General features: G+C 69.3%; 13 protein-coding genes. 9 read left to right on the top strand and 4 right to left on the bottom strand.

From position 1 onward, the window contains the following. Positions 1-399 precede the first annotated feature (399 nt). The 5 genes from dnaB (at position 400) to ACLBWJ_RS09515 (ending at position 4,955) form a co-directional block, all read left to right on the top strand. A complete protein-coding gene (gene dnaB, locus ACLBWJ_RS09495; RefSeq protein WP_036304736.1) occupies positions 400-1,770 on the top strand; it encodes a replicative DNA helicase in 1,371 nt (456 codons plus the stop codon). Between the two features lie 73 nt (positions 1,771-1,843). Continuing rightward, positions 1,844-2,191, top strand: coding sequence for a hypothetical protein (locus ACLBWJ_RS09500; RefSeq protein ID WP_274179158.1), 348 nt, complete (start codon positions 1,844-1,846; stop codon positions 2,189-2,191). Further along, the gene (locus tag ACLBWJ_RS09505) at positions 2,188-3,090 is read left to right on the top strand and encodes an ATP-grasp fold amidoligase family protein (RefSeq protein ID WP_447660193.1); all 903 of its coding nucleotides are present in this window, start codon (positions 2,188-2,190) and stop codon (positions 3,088-3,090) included. Before ACLBWJ_RS09500 ends, ACLBWJ_RS09505 begins: the two co-directional genes overlap by 4 nt. Positions 3,091-3,183: 93 nt before the next feature. Beyond that, entirely contained in the window at positions 3,184-3,450 is a 267-nt protein-coding gene (locus ACLBWJ_RS09510; RefSeq protein WP_274179160.1) for a hypothetical protein, read from the top strand. Between the two features lie 182 nt (positions 3,451-3,632). Beyond that, complete coding sequence (locus tag ACLBWJ_RS09515; protein WP_274179161.1) at positions 3,633-4,955, top strand: APC family permease; 1,323 nt, start codon at positions 3,633-3,635, stop codon at positions 4,953-4,955. 31 nt (positions 4,956-4,986) lie between these two features. On the opposite strand, the gene ACLBWJ_RS09520 is transcribed toward ACLBWJ_RS09515, so the two are convergent. From ACLBWJ_RS09520 to ACLBWJ_RS09535, 4 genes are all read right to left on the bottom strand, one after another. Then, positions 4,987-6,399 carry a phytoene desaturase family protein gene (locus ACLBWJ_RS09520; protein WP_447660194.1) on the bottom strand — a complete coding sequence of 471 codons (1,413 nt, stop codon included), beginning with the start codon at positions 6,397-6,399 and terminating at the stop codon, positions 4,987-4,989. Further along, a complete protein-coding gene (locus tag ACLBWJ_RS09525; RefSeq protein WP_447660195.1) occupies positions 6,396-7,286 on the bottom strand; it encodes a UbiA family prenyltransferase in 891 nt (296 codons plus the stop codon). Before ACLBWJ_RS09525 ends, ACLBWJ_RS09520 begins: the two co-directional genes overlap by 4 nt. Before the next feature lie 4 nt (positions 7,287-7,290). After that, entirely contained in the window at positions 7,291-8,853 is a 1,563-nt protein-coding gene (locus ACLBWJ_RS09530) for a cryptochrome/photolyase family protein (RefSeq protein ID WP_274179164.1), read from the bottom strand. Between the two features lie 61 nt (positions 8,854-8,914). Further along, a complete protein-coding gene (locus tag ACLBWJ_RS09535; RefSeq protein ID WP_282501718.1) occupies positions 8,915-9,865 on the bottom strand; it encodes an ATP-grasp domain-containing protein in 951 nt (316 codons plus the stop codon). 64 nt (positions 9,866-9,929) lie between these two features. Between ACLBWJ_RS09535 and ACLBWJ_RS09540 the strand changes: the two genes are divergently transcribed. The 4 genes from ACLBWJ_RS09540 (at position 9,930) to ACLBWJ_RS09555 (ending at position 12,498) form a co-directional block, all read left to right on the top strand. After that, a complete protein-coding gene (locus tag ACLBWJ_RS09540) occupies positions 9,930-10,649 on the top strand; it encodes a Type 1 glutamine amidotransferase-like domain-containing protein (protein ID WP_282501717.1) in 720 nt (239 codons plus the stop codon). A gap of 62 nt (positions 10,650-10,711) precedes the next feature. Then, positions 10,712-11,101, top strand: a complete 390-nt coding sequence (locus tag ACLBWJ_RS09545) for a DUF2256 and DUF3253 domain-containing protein (protein WP_282501716.1) — start codon at positions 10,712-10,714, stop codon at positions 11,099-11,101. Between the two features lie 60 nt (positions 11,102-11,161). Continuing rightward, positions 11,162-11,554 (top strand): ArsR/SmtB family transcription factor, encoded by a 393-nt coding sequence (locus ACLBWJ_RS09550; protein WP_114587591.1) that lies wholly within the window; start codon positions 11,162-11,164, stop codon positions 11,552-11,554. Then, positions 11,554-12,498 (top strand): cation diffusion facilitator family transporter, encoded by a 945-nt coding sequence (locus tag ACLBWJ_RS09555; protein WP_447660196.1) that lies wholly within the window; start codon positions 11,554-11,556, stop codon positions 12,496-12,498. The genes ACLBWJ_RS09550 and ACLBWJ_RS09555 overlap by 1 nt, the downstream gene beginning before the upstream one ends. The last annotated feature ends 12 nt before the right edge of the window (positions 12,499-12,510 follow it).

A 12,510-nucleotide genomic window follows, 5' to 3' on the forward strand; every position in this document is an offset into this window, starting at 1 on the left:
TACTGCTTGGCGAAGAAAGATACTCCTGTCTCGGGCGACTGTCTAGGGTTCCGCTGAGTTCGTCATGAGCCCGTCCTGAGGATGCCGCGCCGGGGGCGCCGAGTCGACTTGACAAGGCGGGCGTTTTACACAAGTGAGTCCCCAGATGAACAACCTTCAAGTGAGACTTCAACCACGATCTTCATCCACAGGTTGGGGAAACTTAAACCCCTGATCAACGGCTAATTACTCGTAGACTTTCCACGTATCCCCGGGCGTTTTCCACAGGACTTCTTCACAACCGTCGCGGCGTTTCCCGCATCCTCTCCACAGAGTTATCCACAGGCCGGTTTGCGGGTGTCGGACGCCCTCCATACCGTGTACTCCGGCTCGGTCACAGGCCAGGATGCGGGGGTGCGGATGTCGATCGCGGACATCTCTGACGACAGGCTCGGCGGACGGCGCGAACCCGATCGCACCCCGCCGCACGACATGCTCGCCGAGCAGAGCACGCTCGGCGGAATGCTGCTGTCGAAGGATGCCGTCGCCGACGTCATCGAGACGCTCCGGGGTACCGACTTCTACGTGCCGAAGCACGAGCTCATCTACGAGGCGCTGCTCTCGCTGTACTCCCATGGCGAGCCGACCGATGTCGTGGCCGTCACCGACGAGCTCATCAAGAACGGCGAGCTGCAGCGCGCTGGCGGGGCCGACTATCTGCACACGCTGACCTCCATCGTCCCGACCGCGGCGAACGCCGGCTACTACGCGACGATCGTCAACGAGCGCGCCCTGCTGCGCCGCCTCGTCGAGGCCGGAACCCGCATCGTCCAGATGGGCTACAACGGCCAGGGCGACGCGGTCGACCTCGTCAACAACGCACAGGCCGAGATCTACTCGGTCACCGGTGCGGAGAAGGCCGAGGACTACGTCCCCCTCGAGGTCGCCGTCACCGCTGCCATCGACGACATCGAAGCCGCACGTGGTCGCGATGGCCAGATGACCGGCATCCCGACCGGCTTCTCCGGGCTCGACCAGCTGACCAACGGCCTGCATCCCGGTCAGATGATCGTCGTCGCGGCGCGTCCCGCCATGGGTAAGTCGACGCTCGCGCTCGACTTCGCCCGCGCCGCCGCGATCAAGAACAACTCGCCCACGATCTTCTTCTCGCTTGAGATGGGGCGCAGCGAGATCGCGATGCGCCTCATGAGCGCCGAGGGCGCCGTGCCGCTGCAGTCGATGCGCAAGGGAACCCTCGACTCACGCGACTGGACCACCGTCGCCGCGACGCGTGGCCGCATCAACGACGCTCCGCTCTACATCGACGACAGCCCCAATATGACGCTCGTCGAGATCCGCGCGAAGTGCCGCCGCCTCAAGCAGCGCGTGGGCCTCAAGATGGTCGTGATCGACTACCTGCAGCTGATGACCAGCGGTAAGCGCGTCGAGTCGCGTCAGCAGGAGGTCTCGGAGTTCTCGCGTGCGCTCAAGCTGCTCGCGAAGGAGCTGCAGGTTCCCGTCATCGCGCTGTCGCAGCTGAACCGTGGTGCCGAGCAGCGTGCCGACAAGAAGCCGGCGATCAGCGACCTGCGTGAGTCGGGCTCGATCGAGCAGGATGCCGACATCGTCATCCTGCTGCACCGCGAGGCGGCCTACGAGAAGGACAGCCCCCGTGCCGGCGAGGCCGACCTCATCGTCGCGAAGCACCGCAACGGTCCGACCGACACGGTGACGGTGGCGTTCCAGGGTCACTTCTCGCGCTTCACCGACATGGCCGTGGGGATGGACTGAACGGTCAGCCGACGACCGTTATAGTCCAGTGCGCGGAATCACGCGCATCCGCCCTCGGCCCGTTGGGAGCCTGATGCCGTTCCGCAGTAAAGAGACGCTCGAGCGCTGGCTCGGCGAGTTCCACGAGCAGCGGGGAGCGGGTGAGCTCATCCGCGTCCTCGTGCAGGACGGTTCGGAGGGATCGGACACGGGGCTCGTCGTCGTGCCCCTCGCGAACTCCTCCGTGTCGGTGTTCATGGAGCCCATCGAGATCGGCGATGCCCGCTGGCGGATCACCATCGAACCGCAGCCCGACTTCACCATTCTCAGCAGCTTCCAGATGCACTCGCTCGCGGCCGAGTTCACCGTCGCCGCCGAGCTCTGCACGTTCCTCGAGGCGAAGTCGATCGGTCACGACGAAGGCGACCTCGACGAGTCGTGACACCTCGCCATCATGGCGTCCGCTGGCGCGAGCGCAGCCGGCTGGTTCGGATGCTGCGCCTGTGGCGCACACGCAATCCGACCACGTTCCGTGAGAAGGTGCGGTACAAGATGCTGCGCGACCGCCGCAGCCTCATCGTCACCTTCGCCGACAAGGCCGCCGTGCGCGACCACGTCGCCGCGGTCATCGGCGAGCAGTACCTGCCCCGCGCCTACGCGATCGTCGAAGATCCGCAGAGCCTGCTGGACCTCGACTGGCCCGATGCCTACGTCGTGAAGCCGACGCACGGGAGCGGCGCTGCGCTCGTCGTCTCGCCGGCCGCGCAGGCCGACGCCCGGCTCTCGGAGGCGCGATGGGGGTGGGTCTATCGTCACGTGCGGCCGGAGCACGCGAACCCGCACGACCTCGCGGCGATCGCCGCGGGCTGGCTCGCCAAGCTCTACGGTCAGGGCCCGAATCGCGAGTGGGTCTACGGACAGGTGCCGCGCCGAGTCATCGTCGAGGAGTTCCTGGTCGGTGCCGACGGCGGCATCCCGGACGACTACAAGTTCTTCGTCTTCCATGGGCGATGCCACTTCATCCAGGTCGACGGCGGACGCTTCGGCGGTCGCACGCAGGACTTCTTCCGACCCGACTGGAGCCGCATCCCGATGAGTGGCGGCCCGCCCTGGGCTGATCCCGAGCGCTCGCGGCCGGCGCATCTCGACGAGATGATCAGCATCGCCGAGCGGCTCGGCGAGGGCACCGACTTCGTGCGCGTCGATCTGTACGACGTCGACGGTCGCGTGGTCTTCGGCGAGCTCACGAGCTTCCCCGCCGGCGGCGACAGCCCGTTCGATCCGGAGTCGTACAACACCGAGTTCGGCCGCCCCTGGACAGTGCCGCGGCGCTACCGCTGACGTCGTGCCTCACCCGTGCGCCGGATGCTCGCGCGCGAGGGTTCCGCCGTACGGCGGAGGCGCGGCCCACTCAGCCCGCATAGCGTCGTATCCATGAGCACTGCCCTCGCCAACCAGCCCGCCGACCGTGCGACGCGAGAGGCGTCCCGCCTGCAAACGGCGAGGACCTGGCTGCCGGTCGGATCGGCCATCGCGCTGCTGGCTCTCATCGCCTGGGCCATCGTGGCCGGCATGAGCGGGTCGCCCGCCGGGATCATCGCGTCGACGTCGGGTGCCGTGGCCGTCACGGTCGCGTGGAGCACGGGCCTCGTCGGCATCACCGCGCGCCTGCGTCAACTCGACGAAGCGCGGGCTTCGTAGCCGACGAGTGAGAGCAGGCTGCGCAGCCCGGCCTCCGTTTCCGACGCTCGTGTGCGTCTGGGCACGGAGGTGAGGCTACCGCCTCGCCCGCGGTCGGCCGCGCGGTCGGGGTCTGCGCTCATCCGCGGGTCTGCTGTCAACCCGCTACGGGTTTCGGGATTCCGCGATCTAACGTTCGCGGAATGAGCAAGACCGATACCCCCGTGCCCACTCGCCTTCGGCGAGGAATCGGCGGACCGCTGCTGTTCGCTTTCATCCTCGGTGACGTTCTGGGTGCAGGTGTCTATGCACTGATGGGGGTGCTGGCCGAGCGTGTCGGCGGAATGCTGTGGGCGCCCCTCCTCGCCGCCCTCGTGCTCGCGCTGCTTACCGCCGGGTCGTACGCCGAGCTGGTGACGAAGTACCCGCGGGCCGGCGGCGCGGCCGTCTTCGCCGAGCGCGCGTTCAAGAACAGGCTCGTGTCGTTCCTCGTCGGCTTCTGCATGCTGGCCGCGGGTGTCGTGAGCGCGGCGGGGCTGTCGATCGCCTTCGCCGGTCAGTACTTGCAGACGTTCGTCGAGGTTCCCGTGGTGCCGGTCGCCATCGTGTTCCTCGCCGTGCTCGCGGCTCTCAATGCCCGCGGCATCCGGGAGTCGATGGGCGCGAACTTCGTCATGACCGCCATCGAGGTCTCCGGGCTGGTGATCGTCGTGGTCGTGGTCGGGTTCCTCCTCGCCGGCGGTGGCGGGGATGTGTCGCGCGTCACGCAGGTGCCCGAGGGCACCGGCGTCGCGTCGGCCGTGCTCGCCGGAGCGATCATCGCGTATTACTCCTTCGTGGGCTTCGAGACGTCGGCGAACATGATCGAAGAGGTCAAGGAACCCTCGAAGATGTACCCGCGAGCGCTGTTCGCCGCTCTCGGTGCAGCCGGGCTGGTCTACGTGCTGGTCGGCCTCGCGAGCAGCATCGCTCTGCCGCCCGAAGAATTGTCGAGCTCGAGCGGCCCCCTCCTCGCGGTCGTCGAGGCGAGCGGCGTCGCCATCCCCTCGTGGCTGTTCAGCCTCATCGCGCTCATCGCCGTCGCCAACGGTGCGCTGCTGACGATGATCATGGCGAGCCGTCTCACGTACGGCATGGCAGAGCAGGGGCTGCTGCCGCGCGCTCTGTCGCGGGTGCTGCCCGGGCGGCAGACGCCGTGGGTGGCGATCCTCGCCACGACGCTCGTCGCGATGCTGCTGACGCTCGTGGGCGACCTGGCGCTGCTCGCCGAGACGGTCGTCCTGCTGCTGCTCTTCGTCTTCCTGAGCGCGAACATCTCGGTGCTCGTCCTGCGCCGCGACCGCGTCGATCACGATCACTTCCGCGTCTGGACGTTCGTTCCCGTGCTCGGCGTCGCGTCGTGCCTGTTGCTGCTGAGCCAGCAGACCCTCCGGGTATGGATCTTCGGCGCCATCCTCATCGTGGTCGGCGTCGGGCTGTACTTCCTGGCCCGGTGGGCGCGTGGTCGCGGGGAGCTTCCGTCGTGACCGCAGCAGATCTCCTCGGCTGTAAGCCGGCTCAGGCCGGATGCCGCTTGAGCAGCTTCGCCGCGACGATCATCGCGCCGCCGAGCACGGCGGGGATGCCGCCGCCCGGGTGGACCGAGGCGCCGACCCGCCAGAGCCAGGGTGCGCGGAGGTCGTGCTGCGCGGGCTGGTGCAGCGGGCCGCTCATCCACAGCGGTCGCGATGCGCCGTAGAGGGCGCCGTGGGGCTCGCCGAACGAGCCGAAGTAGCGGGGGTCGAGCACGGTCGTCTCGGTCATCGCGTCGGTGAGGAGTCCGTCGAGGCCCATGGCGCGCGAGATGCGCTCGATCTCGCGCGTCACGAACGGGTGGTCGAGCGAGTAGCCCTGGCCATCGGCGGGGCTGGTCAGCAGCACGGCGAGGGTGCTGCGCTCGTTCGGGTAGATCTCGCCGGCACGGTAGTGGTTGACGAACGCCATCGTGTCGGCGGGCTCGTCGCCCGCGGCGAGACTGCGGTGCAGGGCAGCGGGCTTCGTGGGCAGGATGACGCTGTGCGCGACGATCCGCTCGGGGAGAGGCTTCTCGAGCACACCGTAGATCGCGACGGCCGAGCACGACAGCGACGGCGAACCGGGAATGAGGCGCCGCCGCCCCAGCAGCCCGTCGAGTCGTGACGCGTCGAGACCGCTGACGACGACATCCGCCTCGTGCAGATCGCGCTCGGTCGTGACCCGCCCGCGTTCGATGCGCGTGACGCGCTCGCCGGTGCGGATCTCGACGCCCGCGGCATCCGCCAGCCGCTGCAGGGCGACGACGATCTCGAACACCCCGCCACGGGGCACCCAGACCCCGTCGGCGGCCATGACGGCGGGCATGCTCGCGTACAACGCCGGGGTGCGGGAGGGGGAGACGCCGGCGTTGAGGGTGTGGATCGCGATGATCTCGCGCAGTCCCTCGGGCATCCAGGTGAGGCTGTCGAGGTAGGCGCGGGTGCTGAGGCGTCGACCGTACACGGCGAGCAACCGCTGCAGCGCGGGCAGCGACGCGCGATCGAGCGGGTCGGCGACGAGCAGCGCGGCGACGTCGCCCGCGAGGGGTGCGTGCTCGTCGCTGAATCGCTTCCATGCCGGGTACCAGGGGTGCCCTTCCGGCACGGGCAGCGACACCTCTTCGCCCCGGTAGTAGTAGCGGCCCACCTCATCGAGACGGACGAGGTCGAGCCCACCGGCATCCGTGCTGGTTCGCGACCCCGCGCCCAACCGGCGCAGCAGCTCATCCCAGACGGACGGGAAGGTGACGAGGGATGGTCCCGTGTCGATGCGCTCGCCGTCGAGCTCGATGCGCCGGCTCTTGCCGCCGACAGTCTCGGCCGCTTCGAGCAGCGTCACGCGGTGGCCGGCGTGGGCGAGCAGGGCGGATGCCGCGAGCCCGCCGAGGCCCGCGCCGACGACGACGATGCGGCTCATGGATAGATTCCCAGGAACATGGCGGCGAGCAGCAGCCCGCTCGCGACCGATCCCGCGATGTACGGGAAGGCGACGGACAGCGGATACAGCCTGCGGCCGGTCGCGGGTGTCGGGCGCAGCAGCATCCAGGCGACGAGGGTCCCGGCGAGGGAGAGGTTGACGAGCGCGACGGGCACGCTGACGAGCGCGAAGAGCACGGTCGAGATGAGCCACCAGGCGCCACTCCACAGGGCGGTGCCGCGCGGGCCGAGCAGTACCGCGGTGGTGGTGATGCCCGCCTCGCGGTCTTCCTCGATGTCCTGCACGGCGTCGTAGGCGTGCTTCGCGACGCTCCAGGCGAGCAGCCCGACGACGGCGGGCCAGACCGGCGGTGCCTCGAGGGCGACCGGCAGGATCAGCAGCGGCAGGCCGTAGGCGGCGTTGCTCAGCGAATCGAGGAACGGTCGCGCCTTGAACCGCAGCGGTGGGGCGGAGTAGAAGACGAACACGCCCGCGTAGAGCAGGATCAGCCCGACGGCGGCGAGCGGAAGCGCGATGACGAAATAGATCAGGAACGGGATGTTGGTGACCGCCACCGCCCATGCGATGAGCTTCACCTCGCGCGGCTCGATGCGCGCGCCCTCGATCGAACCCTTGCGCGGGTTCAGCGCATCCGTGTCCTGGTCGAAGATGTCGTTCACGCCGTAGATCAGCAGATTGAACGGCAGCGTCAGCCAGATCAGCAGCGGGATCGCGGCGACGTCGATGAGCTGACCGGTCAGCCACATGCCGAGCGCGCCGGTGCCGATCGTGTTGATCCACAGAACGGGCCGCGAGATGTGGACGAGGCGCGCAAGCGTCGATGTCGGACGGGTGATGGCGTCGCTCCTGGGTTCGGGTGTCGTCACTATCTCACCATCGGCCGGATGGTCGTGAATCGGTGACGTCGCCGCGCCGGATGGCGTCGGCGCGGGCGCGGATCGCGGTGATCTCGTCGTCGTCGAGGCGGCCCAGGTTCTTCACCTGCAGCGCCATGCGGTGGTTCTCGGCGAGGGGCGCCTCGTGCCGGATGAGGTAGTCCCAGTAGAGAGTGGTGAAGGGGCAGGCATCCTCGCCGATCCGCTTCGCGGGGTCGAACGGGCACGTCTTGCAGTACGGGCTCATGCGATCGATGTACTTGCCGGTCGCGGCGTACGGCTTGCTGCCCATGAGCCCGCCGTCGGCGTACTGGCTCATCCCGAGCGTGTTCGGAAGCTCGGCCCACTCGACCGCATCGACGTACACCGCGAGGTACCAAGCGTGCACCTCGCGCGGGTCGACGCCGAGCAGCATCGCGTAGAGCCCGGTGACCATGAGGCGCTGGATATGGTGCGCGTACCCGTTCTCGAGCGTCGTGCCGATGGCATCCCTCAGGCAGGCCATGGGTGTGTCGCCCGTCCAGTACCAGTCAGGCAGCGGTTCGAACGCCTCGAAAGCGTTCCGCTGGATGTAGCCGGGCATCTGCGTCCAGTAGATCCCGCGCACATACTCGCGCCACCCGAGGATCTGCCGGATGAATCCCTCGACCGCCGCAAGAGGCGCACGCTGCGACCGGTACGCCTCCTCGGCGGCCGCGACCACCTCGCGCGGATGCAGCAGCTTCAGGTTCATCGACGATGACAGGTGCGCGTGCCAGAGCCAGGGCTCGCCCGGCCACATCGCGTCCTGAGCGTCACCGAAGCCCGGGAGCCGCTCGTCGATGAACAGGTCGAGCGCTTCGAGCGCCTGCGGGCGAGTGACCGGCCACGCGAACGTGTCGAGCGAACCGGGGTGCTCGGCGAACTCCGTGTCGACGAGCGCGATCACCTCGCGCGTGATCTCATCGGGCGCGAAGGTCGCGCGGGGCGGCACGAGACCGGGACCCTGCTTCGGGAACGCCTTGCGGTTGTCGGCGTCGTAGTTCCATTCGCCGCCGACGGGCTGCCCGCGCCCGGTCATGAGGATGCCGTGCCGCTTGCGCATCTCGCGGTAGAAGTACTCCATCCGCAGGGTCGCCCGGCCCTCGGCGTGCTCGGCGAACTCGGCGATGGTCGAGAAGAAGTGCCGGTCGATGCGGATGTCGAGCGGGATGCCGGCGGCATCCGCCGTCTGCTGCAGCGCTTCGCGCACGCGCCACTCGCCGGGCTCGGTCATCACGAGCGCCTCGGGCTTCAGCTTCTCCAGGTCGGCGGCGAGCTGGCCGGCGAATGTGCCTGAGTTCCCCCGTGCGTCGAGCTCCGCGTAGTGCAGGGTGTGCCCGGCGTCCCGCTGGTCCTCGGCGAAGTGGCGCATCGCGGCGAGGAACACCGCGGTGCGCGGCTTCGAGCTCCAGACGTGGGTGGACTCTTCGGCGACCTCCGCCATCCAGACGGCATCCTGCGCCGGGTCGAAGTCGTCGAAGGCGCTCGCGTCGGGGTCGAGCTGGTCGCCCAGGACGATCACGAGGTTTCGGAGCACGGTGTCAGCGTAGGAAGAGCCTCGGATGCGGCCTATCGGTTGTGCGTGAGGCGGGGCTGCGCTAGTTGCGTGCTTCGCCGAGCAGTCCGCCGAGGAATCGGGCGATCTCGCCCGGCCCGGATGCGTGAGCCGAGGCCTCGACGTCGGGGTTGTAGTTCGTGTTCGTGTTGAGGTCGTAGGTGACGAGTCGCCCCTCGATCGTCTCGACGAACTCGATTCCGGCGATGCGGATGTCGACGGCGCGGAGGAAGTCGCGGTGCTGCACGACCAGGGGATGGTCGGCGGTGATCTCGTCGCGCAGCGCGAAGGGCGGATAGGCCGGCGTGGCGCCCGTGCCCGCGGCGGGGTCGACGACGCACGCATCGGCGGGGCAGAGCTCGAAGCTGCCGGCGCTCGTGTCGACGCGCACGGCGTAGACGAACTCGCCGCCGACGTACTCGGCGCGGGTGACGAACGGCTCACGGGCGAACAGGAACTCCTGGATGAGTGTGATGCCGTCGGGGGATGCCTCGAACTCGGGGCCGTCGACCCAGGCGTCGAACTCGTCGTGGGAGTCCCAGCGGCGGACGCCGAGACCCTTGCCGCCCTGGTTGTGCTTGCTGATGAACGGCACCGGGAACTCGCGTGCGCGCTCCTTCAGGTCACCGGTGCCGAAGACGGCGACGGTGTGCGGGACGTCGATGCCGCTCGTCCGCAGGGCGGCATGCTGGGCGACCTTGCTGACCTCGAACTCGAGGACGTGGCTGCCGCCGATCACCGTGCGGCCCCACGACTCGAGCCAGCGGAGCACCGCGCGGCCGTACTCCTTCGACTGCGCGTGATCGCGCGTGTGCGCCGATGCCGACAGCCGCGACCAGAAGACCCCCTGCGGCGGCTTGGCGGACAGATCGATGGATCCGTCGGTGAGCAGCCACTGCTCGGCGGGGACGTCCTCGGCGGCGAACGCGGCCGCGAAGGGCGCCCACCACTCGGGGTTCTCGTGGATCACGTACACCTTCGGCGAAGTCGACATCCCGCCAGGCTAAGACGATCACCACGCGTGTGCGAGCCTGGAACGCACCGGAGGTGATGCTCTCATGAGCAAGAGTCGGACGATCCTGGCCACGTGCGGCGGGTGGAGCCCCGCGCAGTGGGGCGATGTCGAGTTCAGCCCGCTGCAGCGGTACGCCCTCGACCTGACCGGTGTGACGGGACGGCGGCCCCGGGTCGCGTTCGTGAACACCGCCGCGGGGGACCAGCGCGTCGACGAGGGCCGCGAGCTGGCGGCCGCGCAGCAGCTCGGAGTGGACGCCGTCCACATCCGGTTGTTCGGGCGGAACCAGCCGGACCTCCGCGAGGCCGTGCTGGCGAGCGATCTCGTCTGGGTCGCCGGTGGTAGCGTCGCGAACCTCCTCGCCGTGTGGCGGGTGCACGGATTGCCCGAGGTGCTCGCCGAGGCGGCGGATCAGGGGACCGTGCTGGCGGGCACCTCGGCCGGCGCGATCTGCTGGCACGTCGGCGGCCCCACCACGACGTTCGGGCCGGTCGCCGTGATCGACGACGCGCTCGGTTTCGTCGACCGATCGGTCGGGGTGCATTACGACTCGCAGCCCGACCGGCGCCCCGCTCTGCAACGCGCGATCGCCGACGGGACACTGCCGAACGGGTTCGGCCTCGACGAGGGAGCGGCGGTGCTCTATGTCGACGGCGAGCCGGTCGAGATGCTCACCGAGTCGCGGGACGGCGCGGTGTGGGGCGTCGAACGCGACGGCGACGGTGTCGCCGAGACTCGCTGCGAGACGCGCCTGCTCACCTGAACGTGTCCGGGGCGCTTGTCAACGGCCCGACCCGCGGCCCGGAACGCGCGCAGACTGGACGCATGCCCCGAGCCGCCGCCGCCGCGACCCCGCCGCCGAAGACCTGCGCGTCGTGCGGGCGCGAGATGCAGTGGCGTGCGAAGTGGGCGAAGAGCTGGGACGAGGTCCGCTACTGCTCGGATGCCTGCCGCCGTCGCGGCATCCGTCCCGTCGACGCGCAGCTGAGCGAGACGATCCTCGAGCTGCTGAGCGCTCGCGCCGCAGGGGCGACGATCTGCCCCTCCGAGGCGGCGCGCGCCGTCGGCGGCGAGGAGTGGCGCGACCTGATGGAACCCGCGCGCCGTGCCGCGCGGCGGCTCGTCGCCGACGGCGAGGTCGAGATCACGCAGCGCGGTGCCGTCGTCGACCCGTCGACGGCGAAGGGGCCGATCCGCATCCGCCGCGCCCGCTGACGCCGCCGCGCCGAACCCCTATCTCATATCGGTTCTGCGCGATATCATCGCTTCGTGGCGATGAATGGATCTCTCGATGCTGGTGTCCCGGTGGAGCTGGACGCGCGCGCGACCGAGGTCTACGCACATCTCTTCCAGGCGCTCGCCGACCCGACCCGGCTCGCCGTGCTGCAGCATCTGTCGTACGGCGAGCACCGTGTTCGCGATCTCGTCGAGCATGTCGGGCTCGCGCAGTCGACCGTGAGCAAGCATGTCGCCTTCCTGCTCGAGTGCGGGCTCGTCTCGGTGCGACCCGACGGGCGATCGTCCTGGTACGCCCTCGCCGAGCCGGAGGCGACCGCGCGACTCATCAATGCGGCCGAGGCGTTGCTGGGCGCGACGGGGACGAGCGCGACGCTGTGCGGGCACCTCCGGCGGCCCCGCGCGATCGCCGGCGAGGCCGAGGCCAGCTGATGGGCGCCGGACACGACCATGGCCCCGTGAACGCGGCGCAGGCGGGACAGCCCGCCGACTTCCGGGTGAGGCTTTGGATCGCCTTCGGGATCACTGCGGCGATCGTCGCGACCCAGGCGGTGGGTTCGATCGTCACAGGCAGCCTCGCGCTGCTCACCGACACCGCCCATGCCCTCACCGATGCCTCGGGCCTGCTCGTCGCGCTCGTGGCCGCGAACCTCATGATGCGGCCGGCCAACGCCCGCCGGACGTGGGGCTTCCGCCGGATCGAGGTGATCGCCGCTTTCGCCCAGGCAGCGCTGCTGCTCGTGGTGGGCGTGTACGCCGCGATCGAGGGCATCCGTCGCCTGTTCGAGCCGCCCGAGGTTCCCGCCCTGGAGCTGCTGGTGTTCGGCGTCGTCGGCCTCGTCGCGAACATCGTCGCGATCGCGGTGCTGTCCTCGAGTCGCGGCGCGAACTTCAACATGCGCGCGGCGTTCCTCGAGGTGCTCAACGACGCGCTCGGGTCCGTCGGCGTCATCGTCGCGGCGATCGTCATCGCGACGACCGGATTCGCGCAGGCGGATGCGGTCGCCGGGCTGTTCATCGCCGCCCTCATCGTGCCCCGCGCCGTGAAGCTCATGCGCGAGACGGCGTCGGTGCTGATGGAGTTCACGCCGCAGGGGCTCGATCTCGACGACGTCCGCGCACACATCCTGCGCCTGGACCACGTGACCGACGTGCATGATCTGCATGCGTCCACGGTCGCGTCGGGGCTTCCGACCATCACGGCGCACGTCGTCGTCGAGGACCGGTGCTTCACCGACGGCCATGCGGCCGAGGTGCTGCAGGAGGTGCGCTCGTGCGTCGCGGAGCATTTCGAGATATCGGTGCTGCACTCGACGTTCCAGATCGAGAACGAGCGCATCCGCGACGAGGAGCCCGATTCGGTCCGACACGACTGACGTCGGGCGTGG

Source organism: Microbacterium sp. M4A5_1d, from assembly GCF_053345465.1.